19 protein-coding genes and 1 pseudogene are annotated in these 24,420 nt (G+C 65.2%); 12 read left to right on the top strand and 8 right to left on the bottom strand.

The features are described from left to right. Nucleotides 1-3: 3 nt before the first annotated feature. Nucleotides 4-825: an IclR family transcriptional regulator gene (locus VXM69_RS34950; protein WP_367190645.1), complete on the top strand. Its 822-nt coding sequence runs from the start codon at nt 4-6 to the stop codon at nt 823-825. Nucleotides 826-1,118: 293 nt separating this feature from the next. Here VXM69_RS34950 and VXM69_RS34945 read toward each other — a convergent pair whose 3' ends face one another. Further along, nucleotides 1,119-2,597, bottom strand: a complete 1,479-nt coding sequence (locus VXM69_RS34945; RefSeq protein WP_367190644.1) for a catalase — start codon at nt 2,595-2,597, stop codon at nt 1,119-1,121. A gap of 209 nt (nt 2,598-2,806) precedes the next feature. Beyond that, the gene (locus VXM69_RS34940) at nt 2,807-3,793 is read right to left on the bottom strand and encodes an alpha/beta hydrolase (protein ID WP_367190643.1); all 987 of its coding nucleotides are present in this window, start codon (nt 3,791-3,793) and stop codon (nt 2,807-2,809) included. A gap of 280 nt (nt 3,794-4,073) precedes the next feature. On the opposite strand from VXM69_RS34940, the gene VXM69_RS34935 reads away from it, so the two are divergent. The 3 genes and pseudogenes from VXM69_RS34935 to VXM69_RS34925 all read left to right on the top strand — a co-directional run bounded on the left by VXM69_RS34935 (nt 4,074) and on the right by VXM69_RS34925 (nt 7,819). Next, nucleotides 4,074-5,057, top strand: a complete 984-nt coding sequence (locus VXM69_RS34935; protein WP_080287918.1) for a GlxA family transcriptional regulator — start codon at nt 4,074-4,076, stop codon at nt 5,055-5,057. A 127-nt stretch (nt 5,058-5,184) separates the two neighbouring features. Next, nucleotides 5,185-5,334, top strand: a pseudogene (locus VXM69_RS34930) (integrase core domain-containing protein); the annotation flags it as partial. 217 nt (nt 5,335-5,551) lie between these two features. Beyond that, entirely contained in the window at nt 5,552-7,819 is a 2,268-nt protein-coding gene (locus VXM69_RS34925) for a LamG-like jellyroll fold domain-containing protein (protein WP_367190642.1), read from the top strand. Nucleotides 7,820-7,961: 142 nt separating this feature from the next. Here the strand turns inward: VXM69_RS34925 and VXM69_RS34920 are convergent, their stop codons facing one another. Continuing rightward, the gene (locus VXM69_RS34920) at nt 7,962-8,894 is read right to left on the bottom strand and encodes a LysR family transcriptional regulator (RefSeq protein ID WP_367190641.1); all 933 of its coding nucleotides are present in this window, start codon (nt 8,892-8,894) and stop codon (nt 7,962-7,964) included. Nucleotides 8,895-8,975: 81 nt separating this feature from the next. Here VXM69_RS34920 and VXM69_RS34915 point away from each other — a divergent pair, with 81 nt between their 5' ends. From VXM69_RS34915 to VXM69_RS34880, 8 genes are all read left to right on the top strand, one after another. Further along, a complete protein-coding gene (locus VXM69_RS34915) occupies nt 8,976-9,926 on the top strand; it encodes a ketopantoate reductase family protein (protein ID WP_034190463.1) in 951 nt (316 codons plus the stop codon). Then, a complete protein-coding gene (locus tag VXM69_RS34910; protein ID WP_034190462.1) occupies nt 9,923-10,315 on the top strand; it encodes a VOC family protein in 393 nt (130 codons plus the stop codon). Before VXM69_RS34915 ends, VXM69_RS34910 begins: the two co-directional genes overlap by 4 nt. A gap of 2 nt (nt 10,316-10,317) precedes the next feature. Beyond that, complete coding sequence (locus VXM69_RS34905) at nt 10,318-10,776, top strand: MaoC family dehydratase (protein WP_034190461.1); 459 nt, start codon at nt 10,318-10,320, stop codon at nt 10,774-10,776. After that, nucleotides 10,776-11,996 (top strand): CaiB/BaiF CoA-transferase family protein, encoded by a 1,221-nt coding sequence (locus VXM69_RS34900; RefSeq protein ID WP_034190460.1) that lies wholly within the window; start codon nt 10,776-10,778, stop codon nt 11,994-11,996. The genes VXM69_RS34905 and VXM69_RS34900 overlap by 1 nt, the downstream gene beginning before the upstream one ends. Beyond that, nucleotides 11,996-12,829: a shikimate dehydrogenase gene (aroE, locus tag VXM69_RS34895; protein WP_059562215.1), complete on the top strand. Its 834-nt coding sequence runs from the start codon at nt 11,996-11,998 to the stop codon at nt 12,827-12,829. Before VXM69_RS34900 ends, aroE begins: the two co-directional genes overlap by 1 nt. A gap of 19 nt (nt 12,830-12,848) precedes the next feature. Beyond that, nucleotides 12,849-13,292, top strand: coding sequence for a type II 3-dehydroquinate dehydratase (gene aroQ, locus VXM69_RS34890; protein ID WP_069706399.1), 444 nt, complete (start codon nt 12,849-12,851; stop codon nt 13,290-13,292). Between the two features lie 206 nt (nt 13,293-13,498). Next, nucleotides 13,499-14,926, top strand: a complete 1,428-nt coding sequence (locus tag VXM69_RS34885) for an MFS transporter (protein WP_124609965.1) — start codon at nt 13,499-13,501, stop codon at nt 14,924-14,926. Between the two features lie 144 nt (nt 14,927-15,070). Next, nucleotides 15,071-16,264 (top strand): MFS transporter, encoded by a 1,194-nt coding sequence (locus VXM69_RS34880; RefSeq protein WP_059562218.1) that lies wholly within the window; start codon nt 15,071-15,073, stop codon nt 16,262-16,264. A 29-nt stretch (nt 16,265-16,293) separates the two neighbouring features. Here the strand turns inward: VXM69_RS34880 and VXM69_RS34875 are convergent, their stop codons facing one another. The 5 genes from VXM69_RS34875 to VXM69_RS34855 all read right to left on the bottom strand — a co-directional run bounded on the left by VXM69_RS34875 (nt 16,294) and on the right by VXM69_RS34855 (nt 24,414). Then, on the bottom strand, nt 16,294-17,205 hold the full coding sequence (locus VXM69_RS34875) for an ABC transporter ATP-binding protein (protein ID WP_367190640.1): 912 nt from the start codon (nt 17,203-17,205) through the stop codon (nt 16,294-16,296). A 45-nt stretch (nt 17,206-17,250) separates the two neighbouring features. Then, nucleotides 17,251-18,225: an ABC transporter permease gene (locus VXM69_RS34870; protein ID WP_034190455.1), complete on the bottom strand. Its 975-nt coding sequence runs from the start codon at nt 18,223-18,225 to the stop codon at nt 17,251-17,253. 65 nt (nt 18,226-18,290) lie between these two features. Then, on the bottom strand, nt 18,291-20,159 hold the full coding sequence (gene atzF, locus VXM69_RS34865; RefSeq protein WP_034190454.1) for an allophanate hydrolase: 1,869 nt from the start codon (nt 20,157-20,159) through the stop codon (nt 18,291-18,293). Next, nucleotides 20,156-23,761: an urea carboxylase gene (gene uca, locus VXM69_RS34860; protein ID WP_367190639.1), complete on the bottom strand. Its 3,606-nt coding sequence runs from the start codon at nt 23,759-23,761 to the stop codon at nt 20,156-20,158. Before uca ends, atzF begins: the two co-directional genes overlap by 4 nt. Next, complete coding sequence (locus VXM69_RS34855; protein ID WP_034190452.1) at nt 23,758-24,414, bottom strand: urea amidolyase associated protein UAAP2; 657 nt, start codon at nt 24,412-24,414, stop codon at nt 23,758-23,760. Before VXM69_RS34855 ends, uca begins: the two co-directional genes overlap by 4 nt. Nucleotides 24,415-24,420: the final 6 nt, after the last annotated feature.

Genomic DNA, 24,420 nt, shown 5'->3' with positions numbered 1-24,420 from the left:
ACGATGCAAACGACCCGCGCCCTGCCATCCGACTTCGAGCTGCCGGATTCGATCGATTCCATCGACCGCTATCGCGCCCCGGCACTCGACAAGGGACTCGACATTCTCGAACTCCTGTCCGAGCGGAAGGAAGGCCTCACCCGCACCGAAATCACGAAGGAACTCGGCCGCAACGCGAGCGAGATCTACCGGATGCTCGAGCGCCTCGTCGCACGCCGCTACGTGATGCGTTCGACCGGCGGCGATCGCTACACGCTCGGCCTCAAGCTGTTCGCGCTCGCGCACCGGCATCCGCCGATGAACCGGCTGATCGCCGATGCGTTGCCGCCGATGCAACGCTTCGCCGATGCGGTCGAACAGTCGTGCCATCTGACCGTCTACGACCGCGGCAACCTGCTCGTGATCGCGCAGGTCGACGGCCCCGGCACGTGGGGTGTATCCGTGCGGCTAGGCTCCCGTATCGCGCTCGCCGATACCGCGTCGGGGCGCGTGATGCTGTCGTTCCAGGGCCCCGAGCAACGCGCGCACATGCTGGCCGAGCATCGCAAGGTCAAGGGCGAGGCGCCGCTGAACGAGCAGGAACTCGCGTATGCATGCCAGTCCATCCGGCAGTCCGGCTACCTGCGCCAGGACAGCCGTCAGGCCTATGGCGTGACCGATCTGAGCGCGCCGATCCTCGGGTCGTCCGACCATGCGATCGCGGTGCTGACCTGCCCGTACATGCGCCGGATCGACGCGCACATGGCGCCGACGGTCGACAAGGTCGTTGCGGCCCTGCTCCGCACGGCCGATCATCTGTCGATACCCCAAAACACCTCCTGCTGACGGGAAACCCTGCGCGGGAGCCCGGCATGGCGGAAGGTAAGTCGCTGCAAATATATTGCGCAACCTCCATAGGGTCACCTGACACGGCAAAGTACGCCCCCCGCCTACTTTCACACATAAAAATCTACCGCATTTTCAAGATTGAAATTCGACCATCACTTTCATCATAGCATTTACATAAAAAAACCCACCCCAAATCCGATTAAACCCTGGCATAGGGGCGGGGACAGAAAAACAGTAAATATACTAAAAAATAGTGTGTTTCCTCTGTGGATGGTCGAGTATAAATTCGATTATTGTTCGGCGCCATCCAAGGAAATAGCGCTATCGCGCTCTAATTGCAGCAGCGCTGCGGCCACGCCGCCCCCGTATGCAGGGTCAGCCTTGGCACAATTCGCGATGTGGCGCTCTTTGACGACCGTGCTTGCGTCGCCCAAGGCTCGGGCAGTATTGTCAAATAGCTGTTGCTTCTGGTCCTCAGTCATCAACTGAAATAACGCGCGAGGCTGTTCATAGTGATCGTCGTCAACATAGTGATCGAAGCGTCCAGCTGGCCCATCGATCGATAACGGCGGCTCCGCGAATTCCGGCTGATCTCCCCACATTCCTTCAGTGCTCGGCTGGTACGTCGTCGTTCCACCAAGGTTTCCATCCGTTCGCATCGCACCGTCTCGATGGTAGCTATGAAAGGGGCACCGCGGTGCGTTGACCGGAATCTGATTGAAATTCACTCCAAGGCGATAGCGTTGAGCATCACCGTATGAGAACAGTCGAGCTTGTAACATACGATCCGGAGAGTATCCGATGCCAGGAATGATGTTGGCTGGTGAGAACGCGACCTGCTCGATCTCTGCGAAATAGTTTTCCGGATATCGGTTCAATTCCATTACACCGACCTCGATCAACGGATAGTCCGCCTTTGGCCATACCTTCGTAAGATCGAATGGATTGTGTTTGTGGTGTTGTGCCTGCTCCTCGGTCATGACTTGAATATAAAGTGTCCACTTCGGAAAGTCACCGCGCTCGATCGCGTTGAACAAATCGCGACCATGGCTTTCGCGATCAATCGCGATGACTGCCGCAGCCGCCTCATCGGTCAGGTTTTCAATGCCTTGCTGGGTACGAAAGTGAAACTTGACCCATACGCGCTCATTGACAGCATTAACCATGGAAAAGGTATGGCTGCCAAACACATGCATATGCCGAAAGCTTCTGGGAATTCCACGATCAGACATAACGATCGTCACCTGATGCAACGCTTCTGGCAGCAGTGACCAAAAATCCCAGTTACTATTGGCCGATCGGAGCCCCGTTCTGGGGTCACGCTTAATCGCATGATTCAGATCTGGGAAGCGCAACGGATCCCGGAAAAAGAAAACCGGGGTATTGTTGCCTACGATATCCCAATTGCCTTCTTCCGTATAAAACTTGACTGCGAAACCACGGATATCACGCTCAGCATCGGCGGCGCCGCGCTCCCCTGCCACGGTTGAGAAACGAACAACCAAGTCTGTTTTCTTCCCAACCTCCGAAAAAATCTTGGCTTTGGTATAACGTGTCACATCACGGGTAACGGTGAACGTCCCATAACATCCCCATCCCTTCGCATGCATGCGTCGCTCGGGGATGACTTCTCTGTCGAAGTGAGCGAGCTTTTCGATCAACCAGACATCTTCCAGAAGCGCTGGTCCACGCCGGCCGGCGGTCAAAATGTTGGTGTTATCTGCTACGGGCGCGCCAGTGGCGTTCGTGAAAACCTTCCTGCTACTCATAATCTGCTTTCCCTTACAGAGATCGAATGCATACGACACCGTGACACCCGTACATCAAGATTGACGACAGCTGCCATAGCGAACTACAGACCAACCACGGTGCCGGTCCTTGAGCAATGAGGACTCGCCCCGGACGCGCCATGATTGCAACGCCGCCTCAGCTACACCAGCGCCGCGCCGGGCACCGAAATACTGTGGCGGCGTCGGCATTACTTGGAATGAAGCGCGGTCTTAAGAGCATCGATCGCGAGCTTACGAGCGACATTCGCCGCTCTTGTGTCGCGCAAGCTATCGAGCAACATGAAGTCGTGCGTTGTGCCGGCAATACGGACTGCAGTCACGTCGACTCCCGCTTCGCGGAGTTTCGACGCGTAGTGCTCGCCCTCGTCACGCAGCACGTCCGCTTCCGCCGTAATCACGAGCGTAGTCGGGAGTCCTTCGAGTTGCTGCAAGGTCGACTGAAGCGGTGCAGCGTGGTGCTCGGTTCGCTGTGCCGGATCGGAGTAGTGGTCCCAGAACCATTTCATGCCATCGCGAGCGAGATACCAGTGCTCGGCAAACTGAACGTACGACGCCGTCTCGAAATCGGCATTGGCGACGGGGTAGAGAAGTACCTGCGCCTTGAGTTTGAGCCCGCCGCGCTCTTTGTTCATCAACGCGAAAACAGCAGACATGCAGCCGCCCACGGATTCCCCCGCTACTGCAACGCGCGACGTGTCCAGACCGTACTTCGCGCCATTCTGGGCAAGCCAGAGACCGACCGCATAGTTTTGCTCGACTTGCGTCGGATATCGAGCCTCGGGGGCGTTTGTGTAGACCGGGAATACGCCGGCCGCCCCCGCTCCGACAGCAAGCTCACGAAACAGTCGGTCATGCGTCTTGTCGTCGCCGAATACCCAACCAGCACCATGGATATAGAAGACAACAGGCAGCGGCGCGGTAGCGCCAATCGGTCGAATGATGCGAGTGGGCACTTTCCCCCACTTTCCGGCATCCATGGTAACCCATTGCTCTTCGACATCCGGTCGATCAACGTTTTTCCCGCTCTGCAGATCACGAAGAATTGCTCGGCCACGTTCGGGCGGCACTTCATAGATGCGGGGATGCGGATCCGTAGCGTCGCAGAGCGCACGAGCTGCGGACTCAAGATACGGTGTGGGCGGAAGAGGGATGGATTCCTGCTTGGTAGTACTCATTTTATGAACTCCTGAAACGACGTTCTGTATCCCTCACGCATCGGCGCAAGGATGACACCGCACTCGCCGAGCCGACCAAAATCGGTCGACAAGACCAACCAGACTCAGTCCAAGAGGAGGTAGAATCTTTGCGTCATGCTCGTCTACGCCCCGTCCACTTTGCTTCGTCACTCGGTGGGTCCAGGTAGAAAGAAGTCCGGTGTGGTGTCAAAAATTCTACGTGAGGGACATCAAGATGGGACGCGTTAATACAGCCAAAAATAGAGTCGAATCTGACAAAATGAGTGCTGCTCCTGAACAAGTGGCAGAAGTTGGTCTACTGATCTATGCGGACTGTCAGATGGCGGCAATTCACGGACTGACAGACCTGTTTAGGATCGCGACCGAGTGGTCCACCCACCTCGGCGCTGCGCTTCGCGGGCGATACATTCGGGTATCGCATTGGAAGTTCGATACGGCCCTGGGCACTGTTTCCTGCGTATGGGACAGCCACCCTGAGCAAGACCATCGGCTAACACACGTTATCCTTCCGCCGAGCGTTGTTATGCCCGACAGAATGCCCTTGACACCTGTAATCGCCTCATGGATGAAGGCCCGTCATGCTGAGGGAGTGACAGTGTGCTCCGTATGTGCCGGCGCCTTCGTTCTGGCACAAACCGGTCTACTGAATGGTCGAACAGCTACGACTCATTGGGCCTTTGTAGACTTGCTCTCAAGCCGCTTTCCTGAGATTGATCTCGTAACACACGATATGGTGATAGACGACGGTGACGTCATTACAGCTGGAGGCATCCTTGCCTGGACTGATCTTGGATTGGCGCTTGTCTCGAAATTGATGGGACCGGCCGTAATGCTTTCGACCGCACGCTTCCTATTGAGCGACGCACCGCGCCGAGACCAACTCGCGTTTCGCACATTCTCACCAAGGTTCGATCACGGCGACACGGAAATAGTCCGTGCACAACATCATATGCATGCCCATCCGGCACAAGATCATTCCATCCAAAATCTCGCTGCTCGAGTACATCTCACGGAGCGAACATTCATACGCCGCTTCACGAAGGCGACCGGGATGCGTCCTACTGAATATATTCAGCAGATCCGCATCATGAAGGCGCGCGAGGAACTGGAGCTCACGAATAAAACAATCAACGATATTGCCTGGTCGATTGGATATTCAGATTCATCGGCCTTCAGGAAAATATTTCGGAAAATAACTGGAGTCCTTCCTAACATATATCGAGATAAGTTTCGACCACGATAAAGGCCGGGTGACCTGAGACGTTTCTTGTAGCCATCCAGCAAGTGAGTTCTCTTTTATCCCAGGGACGAGGAGGACTCGATGAAGAAGCGATTTATCGACGAGCAGATGCTGGTAATCGACGGCCTGCAGCCGCGCCGATGCCAGGATGCTCATCGAACGCTGGCGGCAGTTCTATAACGAGCGCAGGCCCCACCGCGCTCATCGCTACCAACCTCCGGCCACGGTCCGTCGAGCCTGGCTGGATTCCGACAATATCGACGCGAGACTCACTGCCTGATTGGCTACAAAATCCCGCCGCAGATCAACGTCCCCGCGCGTCTCGATGCCGCTACGTCGCCGACATGACAAACACATGTCATCAGTGAATTCGTTATTTACCTCTTGATCGCCTCCCTGCCCTGCTGGATAGAATACCCAGCCGCTCATAATGAAATACGGAACAGTTAGTACATTCACTAACAATTCGATTACATCAAAAGAAAAGGAGTCCATACATGAGAGACAAGGACACGGCGACACCCTTATCGGAGGAAGTCGCCGGGCTCGGTATCATCGAAAACATTGCGCGGCGCCATTTCCTGATGGGACTCAGTGCAACGCTTCTGGCAGGATGCGGCGGAGACAGTGAAAACGCGTTTGCCGAGGGCGTGCGCGCAGCGCCGACCAGTAGCGGTCAGTCGTCGGGCACCGTGCCCGCATCGAACGGTAGCGAGGGCGGTACGCCGTCGACCGGCGCCGCTCGAATCCGCACCTTTTCCCATCCCGGCCTACTGCATACCGAAGCGGATTTCGCACGCATGCGCGCCAAGGTCGGCGCACATGCTTCCCCGTGGATCGACAGCTGGAACCTGCTTCTCTCAAACTTCCATACCCGCCTGACGAGCATCCCGAACCCGCAGCCCGAGATCAGGCGCGGCGGGAGCAACGAGAACTACTGGATCCTCTACGGCGACATCGCCTTCGCCTATGGCCATGCACTGTGCTGGCGGGTATCGGGTGACAAGCGTCACGGCGACAAGGCGGTGGAGTACCTGGACAGGTGGTCGTCGACGCTCACGGCGCTCGGCGGCAACAGCAACGTGGCGTTGGCTGCCGGCATCTACGGCTACGAATTCGCGAACGTGGGCGAGATGATGCGCGGTTACGACGGCTGGAATGCCAGCGGCCTCGCCGCGTTTCAGAAGATGATGCTCGATGTCTTCCATCCGATCAACCACGGGTTCCTGCACCGCCCCGTCGACCGCCAACGCACGCATTACTGGGCCAACTGGGAACTGTGCAACCTCGCGTCGATGCTGGCCATCGGCGTACTGTGCGACAACGCGGATATCGTCGACGATGCCGTCTCGTACTTCAAGAACGGCGCCGGCAACGGCAGTATCGGCATGGCCGTGTATTTCGTACACCCCGGTTACCTCGGCCAATGGCAGGAAGCCGGCCGCGACCAGGGCCATACCCAGCTCGGCATCGCGCTGACCGGCGCGATCTGCGAGATGGCGTGGAATCAGGGCATCGATCTGTACGGTTACGACAACAACCGCTTCCTGGCGGGTGCCGAATACGTGGCGAAGTCGAACCTCAAGCAGGCGGACGGCTCGTTCTTCCCCGTGCCGTTCGCCACCTACCAGAACGTGGACGTCACGCAAACGGCGTTCGCGACCGGTTCGCAAGGCGGCGGCCGCCCTTGCTGGGCCCTGGTGGCAAACCATTACATCAATCGAAAGGGTCTCGCGGCACCTTACACGCAACGCTTTGCCGAATTCGTCGCGCCGGAAGGCGGCGGCGGCAACTACGGCAGCGCCAGCGGCGGCTACGACCAGCTCGGCTACGGCACGCTCACGTGCACGCGCGATCCGGGCACGCCGGCCCCGACGCCGAGCGGCCTCACGGGCTACGCAAGCGCGGACAAGGTCGTGCTGTCCTGGTGGGGATGCAGCAATGCGAGCGGCTACAACGTCAAGCGCGCGACGATCGCCGGGGGGCCGTACACCACCCTCCGCACCGGCGTCACCGATTGGCTGACGCACACCGATACTCCGCCCGGGCCCGGCACGTACTTCTATGTCGTCACGGCGCAAACGCCGGCGGGCGAATCGGCCGCGTCGAACGAGGTGAAGGTGGCAACCTCGACGCTGTTGCTCGCGCACCTGACGTTCGATGAGGGCAGCGGCCTCACGGCCGCCGACCGGTCGGGCAACGGCCACCACGGCACGCTGAACGGGGCGACATGGGCCCCGGGACGCCGCACCCATGCGGTGTCGCTCAACGGAGCCGGCGCGTACGTCGAACTGGCGGGCGAGATTCTGTCCGACGTAGCGGATTTCACGATCGCGGTGTGGGTGTACTGGAACGACCGCGGGCAAAGCTGGGCGCCGATTCTCGACCTGAGCGGCCGCTTCGGCAGCTACGTCACGCTGATGCCGCGTACCGACTGGCGCACCGACAATCAGTCGATGCGCTTCGCGATCGCGGTGAACGGGTTCGGCGACCAGATGGTCGACGCACCGACGATGCCGGACAAGCAATGGGTGCACGTGGCGGTCACGCTCGCCGGCCCGACGGCGACGCTTTACATGAACGGCAAGCCGGTCGCCGGCAACACGGGCATGTTTCTCGCGCCGTTCCGGCTCGGCGGTCTCACGCATAACTGGCTCGGCAAATCGCAGTACCCCGTCTCGACCTTCAACGGCCTGCTCGAGGACCTGCGCATTTACCGCGGCGCGCTCGGCGCCGCGCAGATCGTGGCGCTGATGACCGGTTGAGGCCGGCCAGCGCACGCCGTCCGGCCACACGGCGGCACGATCGGTGCATGGAGAACCGGTCGTGCCGTTCGTGGCTGCCGTTCGTGGCTGCCGTCCGGCGGTGACGTTCGGTCTCCAGGCACCGCCGAACACGCGCACTTCCCTACGCCGTGGACGGATGCGATGCACCGAACAACCGGATCACGACACCGCGCAGCCATCGATTGCCGGCCTCGTGGTGATAGCGCGCATGCCAATGCTGCCGAACCGCGAAGCCTTCGACCGGGATCGGGCAGGCATGAACCGCCAGATCGCTCGCCTGAGCCAGGGTCTGGCCGATATGGCGCGGTAACGTCGTGATCAGGTCGGTCGTCTGGACGATCGCACCCAAACCCAGGAAACCCGGTAACTCCAGCACGACGTCTCGCTCGATGCGCGCCTGCCGCAGCGCCTGTTCGAGCAGTTGCGCCCCCGTTCCGCCCGTAATGGCGACATGGCCTTCGGCACGGTACTGCTTCGCGCCGAGGCGGCCGCGAATCCTCGGATGATGCCGGTTGGCCAGACAGACCCAGTCCTGGTCGTACAGTTTCTGCTGATAAATACCGCCGCCCAGCCACGGCACGTAGCCGATCGCGAGATCGGCTTCGCCGGATTCGAGCGCGCGTTCCGTATTGCCGTCGATCCGTGCGGCTTCCAGCCGGACGCCGGGCGCCTGCGCGCGGACATGGGCCAGCAGCCGCGGGAGCAGCGTGACGTGACTCGCGTCGGTCATGCAGATGCGAAACCGTCGCTGGGCCGTCGCGGGATCGAACGCGATCTCCCACGCGGTGAAGCGCCGCAGGGATTCGAGAATTTCCCGGCAGGGCCCGATCAGCGCGTCGGCTTGCGGGGTCGGCGCCATGCCGCCGGGTGTGCGAATGAACAGCGGATCGTGCAGATGTTCCCGCAAGTGCCCGAGCCAGATGCTGACCGTCGGTTGGCTCTGGCCCAGTTGCTCGGCGACGCGCGTGACGCTGCGCACCTCGTACAGGAGATCGAAAAGCTGAAGCAGCTTCAGGTCGGGCAGGTCGGCGGGCATCGTGGCGTTATTGTCCATGGCAATGACGACATTGTATCCATTGCATTGTCGGCATGAGCGGCGACTCCTATCGTGACGCCATACGTCAAGGAGAAGCCATTGAAAATAGCGATTCTGGGGGCCGGCGCACTGGGCTGCGCGATCGGCGCCACCCTCACCCAAGGTGGCCACGAGACCTGGCTGATCGACCGCTCGCCCGCGCACGTCGATGCGATGCGCGATAACGGCCTGCGCGTCGACGATACCGGCGGCACCCGCCACGTACGGGTCCACGCGACGACGCGGGCTGCCGATGTCGGCGTGGCCGACCTGGTGGTCGTGCTGGTCAAGTCGTTCCACACCGATGCGGCCATCCGCGGCGCCCAGTCGCTGGTGGGGCCCGATACCACCGTGCTGTCGCTGCAGAACGGCCTCGGACACGAGGACATCCTGATCGACGTCGTCGGCCGCGAGCGCGTCCTCGCGGGCAAGACCTACGTCGGCGGCGTGCTGCGCGGCGCGGGTCACATCGAATCCGGCGTGATCGGCAAATACACCTATATCGGCGAACTCGACGGCCGCATCACGCCGCGCGTCGAGGCAATCGCCGCCGCGTTCAATGCCGCGGGCCTCGCCACGACGATCAGCGACAACATCGTCGGCACGATGTGGGACAAGCTGCTGGTGAATGTCGCGACGGGCGCGCTGACCGGCCTGACCGGCCTCACCTACGGGCAGCTTTACGACGAGCCGCTGTTGAAGGCGACGTCGCTCGCGGCCGTGGCCGAGGCGATCGCGGCCGCCCAGGCGGCGGGCGTGAAGCTGTCGATGACCGATCCCGAGCAGGCATGGACGTTGGCCGCCGAGGGGCTGCCCGCGAGCTTCAAGACGTCGATGCTGCAAAGCCTCGAGAAGGGCTCGATCACCGAAATCGACTTCATCAACGGTTCGGTCGTGCGCTGGGGGCAGCGCTACGGCGTGCCGACCCCGGTCAATGCCACGCTCGTCGCCTGCATCAAGGGGCTGGAACGCGCGATGGCCGACCGTCAACGGAAGGAGACCGCCGCATGAGCGTCCCGAAAGCCTATCTCGAACACGTCGCGATCTGGGTGAAGGACATCCGCTGGCACATCCGTTTCTTCGAGGACGTGCTCGGCATGACCCTGCGCGAAGTGGACGGCACGCTCGACGCGCCGCGGCAGTACTGGACGCTCGGCGGCCTGCAGTTCATCCACGCGCCGGAACACGACGGCCCGGAAGGCCGCCTCGCCCATCTCGGCGTGATGTGCGAGGACCTGGAGGCCGCGCTGGCCGCGGCACAACGATTCGGCGTGACGGAAATGCCGCAGGGACGGAACTGGCTTCGCCTGCCCGACGGGCTGGCGGTCGAACTGATCCAGGCCAGGCCGGCTTCCTGCGTCGCGCAGGCACTGGCGATCAACCCGCGCGCGGAGGCATGACCATGACGATCGTCGAAAAATACTGGGACGACGCCCGCGAGGGCGACACGTGCACGAGCCCGACTTACACCGTGACCAAGGCGCGCATCCTCGCGTACGCCGACCTCACCGGCGACCATACGCCCGTCCACGTGGACGAGGAATACGCGAACGCCAGCCACTTCGGCTGCCTCGTCGCGCACGGGCTGTTCGGCCTGTCCATCGCCGACGGCCTGAAGACGCAGAGCGACTATCGCTTTCTGCCGGGCATGTCGCTCGGCTGGACCTGGGATTTCCTGCTGCCGATCAAGGTCGGCGACGTGCTTCACGTCAAGTTCCGCGTGGGCTCGATGCGGGCGAGCAAGAGCCGCCCGGGCTGGGGCATCGTCGTGCTGCCGTCGGAGCTGATCAATCAGGACGGTCAGGTCGTTCAACACGGCGAGCACCGCCTGATGGTGCCGCGCCGCCCGGAGGCACTGTAATGCAGGCTCGCCCACTCGAAGGCATTCGCGTCGTCGACTACAGCCACTTCCTTGCCGGGCCGTATGTCGGACGCTGTCTGGCGGCGCTCGGCGCCGAAGTCATCAAGGTCGAGCGCCCCGGGTCAGGCGACGCCGGACGGCAGCACGCGACCGTGCTCGACGACCAGCAAAGCGGCTACTTCCTGCAGCTCAACATGGGCAAGCGCGGCGTGAGCGTCAACATGAAGGATGCGCGCGGCAAGGCATTCATGCAGCGGCTGTGCGACTCCGCCGACGTGTTCATCGAGAACTATCGGCCGGGCGCGCTGGACAAGCTCGGGCTCGGTTATGACGAACTGTCGGCGCGCAATCCGGGCCTCGTCTACTGTTCGATTTCCGCGTACGGGCATACCGGCCCCGATGCGCATCGCGCGGGCTTCGGGCTGATCGCCGAGGCCAAGAGCGGGATCATGCAGATGGTCGGCACGCCGGGCGAACGGCCGCCGCTGCTGCGCATCTCGCTCGGCGACATGTACACCGGCATCCATGCGGTCGCGGCCATCAACGCCGCGCTGCTGGGGCGCGTGAAGAGCGGCCGCGGGCAGCACATCGACATGGCGCTGTACGACACGCTGGTATCGATGCACGAATATGCGGTGCAGTGCTACACGCTGCAGGGCGTGCTGCCCGAGCAGACCGGGCACGACATGCCGACCTCGACGCTCTACGGCGTGTTCCGCGCGTCGGACGGCGATCTCGTGATCGCCGCGCAAGTCGACGACGCGTGGAAACGCTTCGCCGAGCTGATCGCGACGCACGGCGGGCCGGCGGATTTCGGCGCCGATACGCGCTTCCACGACAGCGTCGGGCGCAACGCGCACCGCGCGGAGATTCTGTCGGTCGTCGAGCCGTGGGTGGCCGCGCGCTCCGTCGCGTCGGTACTGGACCTGCTGGACGGCATCGACGTGCCGTGCGCGAAGGTGCAGCGCATCGACGAAGTGCTGAACGATCCGCAGATCCAGGCCAGAGGCATGGTCGTCGAGCAACAGCATCCGCGCTACGGGACGCTGCGCCTGCCCAACCTGCCGTTCCGGTTTTCCGATTGCGACACGACGATTCGCGACGTCGCGCCCGATCTCGGGCAGCACAACGCGGAAGTCGCGCGCGCCCTCGGGTTCGATTCGGCCGAGATCGACGCGATGCAGGCCGACGGCGTCCTCTATTCAAAAGCGAGCCAATGATGACCGACCAATACGCGGTGATCGGCAATCCGATCGGGCACACGAAATCCCCGTTGATTCACGGGCTGTTCGCGAAGGAGACGCGGCAGGACATCAGCTATACGGCGATCGAGGGGCCCGTCGCGCCGGCAGGCGCGTTCGCGGCCGCGGTTCGGGCGTTTTTCGAGGGTGGCGGCAAAGGCATCAACGTCACCGCGCCGTTCAAGCTCGACGCGTTCGCGATGTCGGACGAACGCAGCGAGCGGGCGCGGCTGGCGGGCGCGGCCAACGCGCTCAAGTTCGACGGCGGCCGCATCCTGGCGGACAACTTCGACGGCATCGGGCTGGTGCGCGACATCGAAGCGAACCTCAACCTGCCGATGGCCGGCAAGCGTGTGCTGGTGCTCGGCGCAGGCGGCGCGGCGCGCGGCGCGCTGTTGCCGTTCCTCGAAGCGGGACCGGCCGAACTGGTCATCGCGAATCGCGACGTCGACAAGGCGCGCGCACTGGCGGAGCAGGTCGCCGGACGCGGTCCGCTCGTCGCCAGCGGCTACGCGGACCTCGCCCGGATGGGGCGTTTCGACCTGGTCGTCAATGCGACGTCGGCCAGCCTGACCGGCGACCTGCCGCCGGTCCCGCCGAGCGTGTTCAGCCCGGCCGGCACGGCCTACGAACTGGCATACGGCAAGCGTCTGACGCCGTTTCTGCGGCTCGCGAAAAACGCAGGGGTCCACGGGATCGCGGATGGCGTCGGCATGCTGGTCGAGCAGGCGGCCGAAGCATTCGCGTGGTGGCGCGGCGTACGCCCGCAGACCAGCGCGGTGATCGATCGCCTGGCCGTGCCCTTTGATTGAACCCGCGACGGAGATTCGCATGAAGAAGATCCTGATGCTGCACGGCATCAATCACAACATGTTCGGCAAGCGCGATCCCGCGCAGTACGGGACGATCACGCTCGCGCAGATCGATGCGCGGCTGCAAGCGCTGGCGACGGAACTGGGCGTACAGGTGGAGTCGTTCCAGACCAACGGCGAAGGCGCGATGTGCGAGCGCATCCATCGCGCTTTCGAGGAACGCCAGGACGCGGTGCTGATCAACGCGGGCGCATGGACGCATTACAACTACGGCATTCGCGATGCCCTGGCGATCCTCACGTGCCCGATCGTCGAGCTGCACATGTCCAACATTCATGCACGCGAGCCGTTCCGGCATCACTCCGTCCTGGCCGAGATCGTCAGCGGGCAGATTTGCGGGTTCGGGGTCCAAAGCTATCTGCTCGCACTGAGGGCCGCGGTTTCGGCGCTCGGCGACGAATAAGCCGATTCCCGCATCGGCTGCCGATGCGGGACCGACGCGCATGCGCAGCCGTCGCCAACGCGCGGCGTTGCGCACCGCGCGTGCTCGCCGCGCGCCGTATCGACTGGCCGCGGTCTGGTCGCACGACGGCGTCGACACATCGGGCAGTGACGACGCCGCGCATCACCCGCCTTGCCCGGCACGCATATCAATATCCGGAGACGACGATGACCACGACCTTGCGAGACGAGCCCAGGGGCAGGCACCAATCGAGAAAAGCCGCCATCAGCGGCTGGATCGGATCGGTGCTCGAATACTACGATTTCTTCATCTACGCCACGGCATCGGCGCTGATCTTCCCGCAGATATTCTTTCCGCACGGCAGCCCCACCACCGCCATCATCGCGTCGCTGGCCACTTACGGCGTCGGCTACGTGTCCCGCCCGATCGGCGCGTTCGTGCTGGGCCACCTCGGCGATACGCGCGGACGGAAAACCGTCCTGCTGTTCTGCATGTTCCTGATGGGCATCTCGACCGTCGGCGTCGGCCTCCTGCCGACCTATCAGCAAGCCGGGCTGATCGCGCCCGCGTTGCTCGTGACGCTTCGCCTGCTGCAGGGTTTCGCCGTGGCCGGCGAGATCACCGGCGCGAGCTCGATGATCCTGGAGCACGCGCCGTTCGGCCGGCGCGGCTACTTCGTCAGCTTCACGCTGCAGGGCGTGCAGGCCGGGCAAGTGCTGGCCGCCGCCGTGTTCCTGCCGCTCGCCTACTACATGCCGTCCGCGCAATTCGACAGCTGGGGCTGGCGCATTCCGTTCCTGCTGAGTGCGCTGGTCATCGTCGCGGGCCTGATCATTCGCCGCGAGGTCGACGAGTCGCCGGCCTTCGACGAAGCGGTGCGCAACCGGTCGCAAGCCGGCTCGCCGGTGGCCGACGCTTTCAGGCACCACTTTCCCGACATGCTGCGCGTGGCCTGCATGTCGATGATGAACGTGATTCCGGTCGTCGCCACGATCTTCGGCGCGGCCTATGCGGTCCAGCCGGCGTATGGAATCGGATTCCAGAAGGATGTCTATCTCTGGATCACGGTGATGGGCAATATCGTTGCGATGATCGTGATTCCGTTCGTCGGCAACCTGTCCGACCGCGTCGGCCGCCGGCCGCCGATCATCGTCGGCTCGCTGGCCGCCGGGCTGCTCGCGTTCGCCTACCTGTATGCGATCAGCATCCGGAACGTGCCGCTCGCCTTCGTGATGTCGATGCTGATGTGGGGCGTGGTGTACCAGGGCTACAACGCGGTATTTCCCGCCTTTTACCCGGAACTCTTCCCGACCCGCACGCGCGTCTCGGCGATGGCCATCGCGCAGAACCTCGGTACCGCGGCCACGGCGATGCTGCCCGCGCTGTTCACCGCGGTCGCGCCGCCGGGTGCCCATCACGTCTGGCTGATCGTCGGTGCGATCGCGTTCGGCATCACCATGATCGCGTCGCTCGCTGCCTGGAGCGCACGCGAGACCAGTCGTGTCCATTTGAACGATTTGGGGCGAGCGAACGCGCAACCGGTCGGCAAGGCAGAATACGACCTGCTGCGCGCCGAGGCACTGTCGCACGATCGCGTCGTGCGCGAACCCGTGCCCGGATCCGTCGGCGGCTAACCGGCGTTCGGCGGGGCGTCGGGTTCGGCGCCCCTTCCGTCCAGCCATTTCAGCTCGCCGCGGCCGCCCTCGCCGCACGAGCAACCTTGCGTAACCGCTGCGCTTATTCGAAGCTCGATGCCCGATACCGTGTCGAAAACCGCCATGCCGGACACCACGCGACCCGCTCGCCTGAACTTCGCGCTCATGTTGCCGCTTCTGCTGGCGGCCCAGCCGGTGGCGACCGACAGTTACCTGCCGGCGCTGCCCGAAATCGCCGCCACGCTGGGCTCCGCCAGTGTCAGCCTCACGGTTTTCGCGCTGATATTCGGTGTCGGGCAATTGCCGATGGGCAGCCTTGCCGACCGGTTCGGCCGCCGCCCCGTGCTGCTGACCGGCCTTGCGCTCTATGCGCTGACCGCGCTGGCCGCTGCGCTGGCCTCGACCGCGGCGATGCTGGTGGCCGCTCGCGCGATGCAGGGGCTGGCCATGGCCGCGATACTGGTATGCGCGCGTGCGACGGTGCGCGACCGGTATTCGGCGGGCGACGGTCCGTACGTGATGGCGCGCGGTTTCATGGGGATGGGGATGATGGCGTTCCTCGCCCCGCTCCTCGGTGCGTATGTCGCCCAGCAAGCCGGATGGCGATGGGTGCTCGCCGGGATGAGCGTGTATGCGTTCGGGTTGCTCGTCATGTGCTGGTACGGCTTCGAGGAAAGCTTCGTGCGCAGCCCGCCGAGCCGGAACTCGACCCAGGAGGTGCGCGAGATACTCGGCAATGCCCCGTTCAGGGTATGGACGCTGCTGGCCGCGTCGACGTACACCGGCATGTTCTGCTTTCTGCTGCTGTCGCCGACGATCTACATCGGGCAGCTCGGCATCTCGCCCCAGCGTTATGGCTGGATACCGGCAACCGGGACGCTCGTCTATGTGCTGAGTACGTTTGGCTGCCGCGTGTTGCTGCGCCGCCAAAGCATGTTGCGAACGGTACGACAAGGCGCGACGTTGAGCCTGTCCGGCGCGGTGATCCAGGCATTGGGGTGCGCGCTGCTTCCCGGCAGCATCTGGCCGCTGCTCGTCGGGCATGGCGTGTATTGCCTCGGCCACGGCATTCATCAGCCGTGCGGACAGGCTGGAGCGGTCAGCGGCCTGCCCCACCTTGCAGGCCGCGCCGTCTCCTGGTCCGGCTTCATCATGATGTTCTTCGCGTTCAGCGCGGGCCAGACGGCAGCGAGCTTCACCGATCCGCGCTATCACCTGGGCGCGTGGCCGATGGTGGTGCCGATGCTCGTGGTGGGCGTGACGCTGGTGACGATCGCGTTTGCATGGCTGCCTCGAATCAACCACGCAAGCGCGTGACCGCGTGACATGTCGCGGCACGCTCGCCGCTACTCGACGTTGTCCGAAACGTCCGTCATCCGGATCATGTGCGGCTTGACACCCTCGTCTTCCGCCGCGACGGCCTCCTTCGGATGGATCAGTGCCTCGAGCCGCGCTTTCGTCGCAATGAATTCGGGCGTATTGACCTGCGAGAGGTCGCGCGGCCGCGGCACCGGCACCTCGATCAGTTCCTGCACTCCGCCGGGGTTCGATTTCAGCACCAGGATCCGGTCGGCCAGAAAAATCGCCTCGTCGAGGTCGTGCGTGATGAACAGGATCGTCACGTCGATGTTGCGCCAGATGTCGAGCAGGTGCGCCTGCATCCGCGCCCGCGTCTGCGCATCGAGCGCACCGAACGGTTCGTCCATCAGCAGGATCCGCGGACGGTTCGCGAGCGCGCGGGCAATCGCCACACGCTGCTTCATGCCGCCCGACAACTGATGCGGATACACGTCGGCGAAACGCGTCAGCCCGACGAGATCGAGCCACTGCAGCGCCTCGCGCTCGGCCTCGCCGCTGCTGCTGCCGTTCATGCGCAGGCCGAACATCACGTTCTTCTTCACCGTGAGCCACGGAAACAGCGTATAGCCCTGGAACACCATCCCGCGATCGGCGCCCGGCCCCTGCACCGGCTTGCCGTCCAGCAGCACCTCGCCGCTCGACTGCGCCTCGAGCCCGGCCAGGATCCGGATCAACGTCGACTTGCCGCAGCCGGACGGGCCGATCACGCACACGAACTCGCGCCGGTGCGTGCGGAAACTGATGTCGTCGAGCGCGATGCATTCGCCTTGCGGCGTCGCGAAACGCTTGCCGACGTGCCGCACGTCGAGTATCACGTCGCGGGCCTTCAGCCGCGCGAAGCGCTCGCGCACCGCGTCGGATTGAACCAGGTAATCGGGAACGGCCTGGGGGTTCTGCATGATGCCCTCTGCGAGAAACGGTCGATGGGGTTGCGTCAACGGATGTCACGCCTTGAGCGTGCGGTCCCACGGAAAGAACCGGCGGCCGAGCAGCCCGAGCACGATGTCGGTGCCGAGGCCGATGATCCCGATCATCAGGATCGCCGCATACACGTTGTCGAAATGCTGGTAGCGCGCCTGCTGGCTGATGTACCACGTGATGCCGGAACTGGTGCCGACGAGTTCGGCGACGATCAGGTAGGTCCATGCCCAGCCGAGCAGGATCCGCTGATCCCGATACAGGTCCGGCAGCACGCCCGGAATCACGACATGCGTGAGCAGCTTCAGCTTCTTCGTGCCGAGCGTCATCGCGGCCTCGAACAGCCCGTATTCGAGCTTGCGCGTGGTATTCGCGATGATCAGCACCTGCTGGAACAGCGTGCCGATCACGATGATCGCGATCTTCGGCGCATCGTAGATGCCGAGTATCGCGACCATCAACGCGCCGAACGCCGGCGCCGGCAGGTAGCGGAAGAACTCCAGGAACGGCTCCTGCAGCCGCGCGAGCGCGCTGAAGGTGCCGCAGACGATGCCGAGCGGCACGCCGATCGCGGACGAGATCACGAAGCCCCAGAAGATGATGCGGATGCTGTGCCACAGGCTCTCGTGCAGCCATACGCCGTCGCGGGAGGCCGGCGGCGTCGTGAACGCCGTGTAGAACGCACGCAGCACCTGATGCGGCGCCGGCAGGTAGACCGGATTCGCGCGCACGCCTTCGGGCACCGCGGCGTGGGCGGCCCGCGCATGCGCGAGCTCGTCGTCGAACACGTCGCGATCGACCTGCATGCCGGTCTGGAAATAGTCGACGCTGCCCGGATTCGTCACGCGCATTTGCGGATGCCAGACGAACGGCACATAGCTGATCAGGCACCAGACGGCGAACGGCAGCAGGAACGACGCCAGCCCGAGGGTCCATTTGCCGCGCGTCGTCAGCTCGCGGCGCACCGCGAGCCAGCCGGTCGTGTAGCGGGTCGTTGTCATGGGAATCTCCATTTCGGTTTCGGGTACCGGTCGCGCGGCTGCCGCGGCAGCGCGCGACCGTGCAATCAGTGCAATGCGCCGCCGGACTGCGCGCGGTAGGCCCGCCAGCCGCCGAAGCGCGTGATGTCCTGCGCGTCGCCCAGCGCGACGCTCTCGCACAGGAAGCCCTGCACCCGCGAATCGTCGGCGAGCGTAAGCGTGCCGATACCGAGCGGCGCCGCGATGCCGGCGACGAAGCTGCCGTATGCCTCGACCGGCATCTCCCAGATCTCGACCGCGATCGGCGCGCCGCCGTCCGGCACGCGCACGAGGCCCGGCTTCGCCACGCCGCCGCTCGCCTCGGCGGAGAGCGCATAGAGGCGATAGGCGGGCGCCGTCGTGGTGGCGGCGACGAAGCGCGCGCCGCGTTCCGTGAGCTGCCCGTTCAACGGTTCGCCGCGAAGATGCGCGCCGACGACGGCCAGCCGCACGACGCCGGCCGATGCGGCACGCGGCGTGACCGCGGCTGCCGATGGCCGGAGGTCGCCGGCGCTCGCGGCGCCGTCACCCCACGCGTGCGCGAGATCGAGCAGCCGCGCATCGTCGTGCGCGCGACCGACGAACGTGATGCCGAACGGCAAGCCCGCGTGCGGCCCGGTTTCGCACGTGCCCGCCGGCACCGCGATCGCCGACAGGTCGAGCAGGTTCACGAAGTTCGTGTAGTAGCCGAAGCGCGAATTGATCGCGATCGGATCGGCTTCGAGCGCGTCGACGGTGGCCGTCGTCGCCGAGGTCGGCATCACGATCGCGTCGAGGCCATCCCACGCGCGGGCCGCGTCGATCCGCAGCGCGGCGAGCCGGTCGAACGCGGTGAACGCATCGGCGGCGCTGAAGCGCGACGCGCCGCCGACGATTTCGCGGATCACCGGATGCAGCGCATCGGGTTCGCGCGCGGCGAACGCGCCGATCGCGGCGAGCCGCTCGGCCACCCACGGGCCTTCGTACAGCAGCCGCGCGGCGGCCAGGAACGGGCCGAAGTCGATCTCGACGAGTTGCGCGCCGGTCGCGCGAAGCCGCTCGAGCGCCGCCGCCCAGGCCGCGCGATACGATGCGTCGCCGAAGAATTCGAGCTGATCGGCCCGCGGCGTGCCGAAACGCACTTGCCCGAGCGGCCGCGCCGCGTGCGCTCGCAGGCCGTCCGCGCCCAACAGCGGTTGCCACGCGCGCCCGTACGGGTCGCCTTCGGTCACGCCGTGCGCGGCGGCGAACACCGTGCGCGCATCGTCCGCCGAACGCGCGAACACCGATACGCAATCGAGCGACCGGCAGGCCGGCACCACGCCGAGCGTGCTCAGCACGCCGCGCGTCGGCTTGAGCCCGACCAGCCCGTGGAACGCGGCCGGCACGCGCCCCGAGCCGGCCGTGTCGGTGCCGAGCGAGAACGCTGCGACGCCGAGCGCGACCGCCACGGCCGACCCCGAGCTGGAGCCGCCCGACGCGTAGCGCGGATCGAGCGCATTGCGGCACGCGCCGTAAGGCGAGCGCTGCCCCGAGAGCCCGGTCGCGAACTGGTCGAGATTGGTCTTGCCGACGGGAATCGCGCCGGCCGCGATCAGCCGTTCGACGACGGGCGCGCTGCGTGCCGGCGTGTAGGCGTACGCGGGGCAGCCTGCCGTCGTCGGTATGCCGGCGAGGTCGATGTTGTCCTTGATCGCGAACGGCACGCCGTAAAGCGGCAGCGACGCCATGTCGCGACCGGCCAGCGCGTCGGCATACGACGACATCTCGTCGCGCGTCAGCGGCCGGATCCACGCATGGTGCGGATCGCCCGCGTCGAAATGCGCGGCAATCGCATCGACGAGCGCATGCGGCGTCAGGTCGCCCGCCGCGTAGCGCGCGCGCAGCGCGGCAATCGATTGCAGCCCCGGCAGGATCGAGTGCTCCGTCGTGCTCATGCCACCTCCTCGGCGGCACCCGCCTTCATCACCATCAGCCGCTGCCCGGCCACCACCGCCGCGCCGGGCGCGCAATCGATCGTCTCGATCGTGCCGTCTTCCGTTGCCGTCACCGCCACCTCCATCTTCATCGATTCGACGATCGCGACGACCTGCCCTTCGGTCACGCGCTCACCGGCTTCCACCAGCACCTTCCATACGCTGCCCGACACGTCCGCGGCGATCGCCCGCTGCGTATCGTCGAGCGTGGCTGCCGCCGGCGCCGCATGCGCGTCGTCCTGCTCCGTCTCGCCGACGTATTCCGCATGGCCGGCTGCCCGCCACCGCTCGCGTTCGGCGTCGAATGCGGCCTGCTGCGTCGCCTTGAACGCCGCGATCGAGTCGGCCTCGTCGTGCAGGAAGCCGTTGTAGGCGCGCAGATCGAACACGGAATCCTCGATCTTCAGCGTCGCGCGGCCCGCGATGAAATCCGCGCGCAACTCGCTCAATTCGGCCTCGCTGACTTCATAGAAACGGATCTCGTCGAAGAACCGCAGCAGCCACGGCTTGCCGGCTTCGAATTCGCGCGTGCTGCGGTGACGGTTCCACATCTGCACGGTACGGCCGACGAACTGATAGCCGCCGGGCCCTTCCATCCCGTACACGCACAGATACGCGCCGCCGATGCCGACCGCGTTCTCCGGCGTCCAGGTCCGCGCGGGGTTGTACTTGGTCGTCACGAGCCGGTGGCGCGGATCGATCGGCGTCGCGACGGGGGCGCCGAGGTAGACGTCGCCGAGCCCCATCACCAGGTAGCGCGCGTCGAACACGATGCGCTTCACGTCGTCGATGCTCGCGAGGCCGTTGATGCGCCGGATGAACTCGATATTGCTCGGACACCACGGCGCGTCGGGCCGCACCGACTGCATGTAGCGCTCGATCGCGACGCGCGTCGACGGGTCGTCCCACGACAGCGGCAGATGCACGATGCGGTTCGGCACGCGCATGTCGGCCACGTCGGGCAATTCGCGCTCGGCGGCCTGCAGATGCGCGAGCAGTGTTTCGAGCGGCAGCACGCTCGCGTCGAACTGCACCTGAAGCGAACGGATGCCCGGCGTCAGGTCGAGCATGCCGGGCAACCGGTGCGCGTCGAGCCAGCACATCAGCGCATGCACGCGAAAGCGCAGGTTCAGGTCGAGCACGAGCGGCCCGTATTCGACCAGCACGTTGCGATCGCCCGAGCGCCGATAGACGACGCCGACGCCGCCGGCCGACGGGTCGCGATGCAGCACGCATTCGCCGGGCGCCGCGCAGGCAGCAGCGGCGACGTCGCGCGTCGGCTGCACGATCTCGTCAGCCGGTTTCCCGGCCGACGCGCCCGCACGCACGAACTGCACGGTATCGCCCGGCCGCAACTGCCCGAGCTTCCACAACTCGTCGCGCACGACCGTCACCGGACACACGAAACCGCCGAGGCTCGGCCCGTCCGGGCCGAGAATCACCGGCATGTCGCCGGTGAAGTCGACGGCACCGATCGCATATGCGTTGTCGTGGATGTTCGACGGATGCAGCCCAGCCTCGCCGCCGTCCGCACGCGCCCACCGCGGCTTCGGCCCGATCAGCCGCACGCCGGTGCGGCTGGAGTTGTAGTGGACCGTCCATTGCGTGCCGTGGAGCATCGCGATGTCGTCCGGCGTGAAGAAATTCGGTGCGCCGTGCGGGCCATCGAGCACGCCGAGCGTCCACGCATGCGTCGGCACGGGAACGTCGGCCGTCGACAGCGCCGCGCCCGCGTCGCCGCGCCCGGCGTCCGCGTGCAGATGCAGCACGTCGCCCTTGCGCAGCGCGCGGCCCGCGTGGCCGCCGAACTGGCCCAGCGTGAAGGTCGCCTTGCTGCCGAGATAGTCGGGCACCTGCAGCCCGCCCTTGACGACGAGACACGCACGCACGCCCGCGCCCGTCACGCCGCCCAGTTTCAGCACCGCGCCCGACCGCGCGCGAACGACCTGCCAGAACGGCACGGGTTCGCCGTCGAGCGTGGCCGCGAGCGGCGCGCCGCCGAGCGCGAACAGCGTCGCGGTATTGAAGCGCAGCGTCCCGCCGACCATCGTGAACTCGAGCCCGGCCGCGTCGCGCGGGTTGCCGATCAGCGCGTTGGCGAGATCGAACGCGCGATCGTCCATCGGACCCGACGGCGGCACCCCGACACTCCAGTAGCCGACGCGCCCCGGGGACTGCTGCACGGTGGTCTGCACGCCGCCGTCGAGCACGTCGATCGTGTGCGGCGCGAACGCGAAGCGCGACAGAAAGGCGGTCGTCGGCGCGCCGCGCGCAAACGTGTCGGAGCCGGCCACGGCACGCAGGTAGTCGAGATTGGTCTCGATCCCGTACAGCTCGGTCTGTTCGAGCGCGGCCCGCAGCGCGGCCAGCGCGTCGCGCCGCGTGTCGCCGCGCACGATCAGCTTCGCGAGCAGCGGATCGTAAAACGCGCTGATCTCCGTGCCTGCCTCGATCCAGCCGTCGACCCGCACGTTTTCGGGAAACGCGACGTGCGTGAGCAGCCCGGCACTCGGCTGGAACTGCTTGTGCGGATCCTCCGCATAGAGCCGCACCTGAATGCTCGCGCCGCGTGGCGCAACGGCAAGCGTGTCGAGCGGCGGCAGGTCGCCTTCGGCCTGCAGGATCATCCATTCGACGAGATCGACGCCCGTCACCGCTTCGGTCACGCCATGCTCGACCTGCAGCCGCGTGTTCACCTCGAGGAAATAGAACCGCCGCGCGCTTGCGTCGAACACGAACTCGACCGTGCCGGCCGACGCGTAGCCCACCGCGCGCGCCAGCCGCACCGCGCTCGCGTGCAACGCGTCGCGCTCGGCGTCGGTCAGGTCGGGCGCGGGCGTTTCCTCGATCACTTTCTGGTTGCGACGCTGCACCGAGCAATCGCGTTCGCCGAGCGAAATCGCGCCGCCGCGGCCGTCGCCGAAGATCTGCACCTCGATGTGCCGCGCGTGTTCGACGAACTTCTCGAGATACACGCCCGCATGCGCGAAGTTCGCGGTGCCGAGCCGCACGACGGATTCGAACGCCGCGCCGAGCTGCGCGGCATCGCGGCACAGCGACATGCCGATGCCGCCGCCGCCCGCAGTGCTTTTCAGCATCACCGGGTAGCCGATCGCGTCGGCTTCGGCGAGCGCCGTCGCCACGTCGTCGAGCAGCCCGGTGCCCGGCAGCAGCGCGACGCCCTGCGCGGCGGCGAGTTCGCGCGCGGTGTGCTTGAGACCGAACGCGCGCATGTGATCGCCGCGCGGCCCGATGAAGCGCAGGCCGGCTGCTTCGCATGCGTCGGCGAAACCGGCATGCTCGGACAGGAAGCCGTAGCCGGGGTGCACCGCCTGCGCGCCGGTCTCGCGCGCGGCCGCGAGGATCGCCGCGACGTTCAGATAGCTGTCGGCCGCCGGTGCCGGCCCGACTCGCACGGCCTCGTCGGCGAGCGCCACGTGGCGCGCGTCGCGATCGGCGTCCGAATAGATCGCGACCGACGCGATGCCGAGGCGCTTCAGCGTGCGGATCACGCGGCAGGCGATTTCGCCGCGGTTCGCGACGAGCACTTTGGAGAATCTCATGCGGCCTCCCAGATCGTCAGCCGCACGGGCGTCGGGTTGTAGCCGTTGCACGGATTGTTGAGCTGCGGGCAGTTCGAGATCAGCACCGTAACGTCCATCTCCGCGCGCATCTCGACGTATTTGCCGGGCGCGGAGATGCCGTCCTCGAACGTGAGCCCGCCGCGCGGCGTGACGGGTACGTTCATGAAGAAATTGACATTGCCGACCAGGTCGCGCTTGGTGAGCCGCGCGCCGGTTCCGCACGTGCAGTGCGCGATCGCGTTGAGGAAACTGTCGCGGCAGTTGTGCATGTAGCGTTTGTCGAGCGCATAGCGCACCGTGTTGCTCTCGGCCGCGCAGGCGCCGCCGAGCGTGTCGTGGCGGCCGCACGTATCGGCGACGATCGTCGCCATCGGATTGCCGCGGCTCGAGACGAGCACGCTGCCCGCGCTCAGGTACAGGTTGCGCTGCGCTCGGATCGTGTCCTGCGCACTGTAGCGCTCCTCGGGATCGTCGGAGCGGTAGAACAGCGTATCGACGGCCTGGTTGCCCTCGAGGTCGAGAATGCGCAGGACCTGCCCGCGCTTCAGGTCGTACAGCCACGGGTCGCCCGCGTTCAGCGTGACGTCGTGGATTGCGTCGCGCGGGTCGAGACGGCTTTCGATGATCGGCATGGCCTC

The sequence above is a fragment of the Burkholderia sp. Ed8 genome (assembly GCF_040761425.1).
Lineage (GTDB): Bacteria > Pseudomonadota > Gammaproteobacteria > Burkholderiales > Burkholderiaceae > Burkholderia > Burkholderia seminalis.
The sequence above is the reverse complement of the archived record's forward strand: the minus strand, read 5'-3'. Positions and strand labels throughout refer to the sequence as shown.

Excerpts from the sequence above, each read along its gene's own strand:
- VXM69_RS34950 (WP_367190645.1), top strand. The coding sequence starts at position 4 with ATGCAAACGACCCGCGCCCTGCCATCCGACTTCGAGCTGCCGGATTCG.
- VXM69_RS34945 (WP_367190644.1), bottom strand. The coding sequence starts at position 2,597 with ATGAGTAGCAGGAAGGTTTTCACGAACGCCACTGGCGCGCCCGTAGCA.
- VXM69_RS34940 (WP_367190643.1), bottom strand. The coding sequence starts at position 3,793 with ATGAGTACTACCAAGCAGGAATCCATCCCTCTTCCGCCCACACCGTAT.
- VXM69_RS34935 (WP_080287918.1), top strand. The coding sequence starts at position 4,074 with ATGAGTGCTGCTCCTGAACAAGTGGCAGAAGTTGGTCTACTGATCTAT.
- VXM69_RS34925 (WP_367190642.1), top strand. The coding sequence starts at position 5,552 with ATGAGAGACAAGGACACGGCGACACCCTTATCGGAGGAAGTCGCCGGG.
- VXM69_RS34920 (WP_367190641.1), bottom strand. The coding sequence starts at position 8,894 with ATGGACAATAACGCCACGATGCCCGCCGACCTGCCCGACCTGAAGCTG.
- VXM69_RS34910 (WP_034190462.1), top strand. The coding sequence starts at position 9,923 with ATGAGCGTCCCGAAAGCCTATCTCGAACACGTCGCGATCTGGGTGAAG.
- VXM69_RS34905 (WP_034190461.1), top strand. The coding sequence starts at position 10,318 with ATGACGATCGTCGAAAAATACTGGGACGACGCCCGCGAGGGCGACACG.
- VXM69_RS34900 (WP_034190460.1), top strand. The coding sequence starts at position 10,776 with ATGCAGGCTCGCCCACTCGAAGGCATTCGCGTCGTCGACTACAGCCAC.
- aroE (WP_059562215.1), top strand. The coding sequence starts at position 11,996 with ATGACCGACCAATACGCGGTGATCGGCAATCCGATCGGGCACACGAAA.
- aroQ (WP_069706399.1), top strand. The coding sequence starts at position 12,849 with ATGAAGAAGATCCTGATGCTGCACGGCATCAATCACAACATGTTCGGC.
- VXM69_RS34885 (WP_124609965.1), top strand. The coding sequence starts at position 13,499 with ATGACCACGACCTTGCGAGACGAGCCCAGGGGCAGGCACCAATCGAGA.
- VXM69_RS34880 (WP_059562218.1), top strand. The coding sequence starts at position 15,071 with ATGCCGGACACCACGCGACCCGCTCGCCTGAACTTCGCGCTCATGTTG.
- VXM69_RS34875 (WP_367190640.1), bottom strand. The coding sequence starts at position 17,205 with ATGCAGAACCCCCAGGCCGTTCCCGATTACCTGGTTCAATCCGACGCG.
- VXM69_RS34870 (WP_034190455.1), bottom strand. The coding sequence starts at position 18,225 with ATGACAACGACCCGCTACACGACCGGCTGGCTCGCGGTGCGCCGCGAG.
- atzF (WP_034190454.1), bottom strand. The coding sequence starts at position 20,159 with ATGAGCACGACGGAGCACTCGATCCTGCCGGGGCTGCAATCGATTGCC.
- uca (WP_367190639.1), bottom strand. The coding sequence starts at position 23,761 with ATGAGATTCTCCAAAGTGCTCGTCGCGAACCGCGGCGAAATCGCCTGC.
- VXM69_RS34855 (WP_034190452.1), bottom strand. The coding sequence starts at position 24,414 with ATGCCGATCATCGAAAGCCGTCTCGACCCGCGCGACGCAATCCACGAC.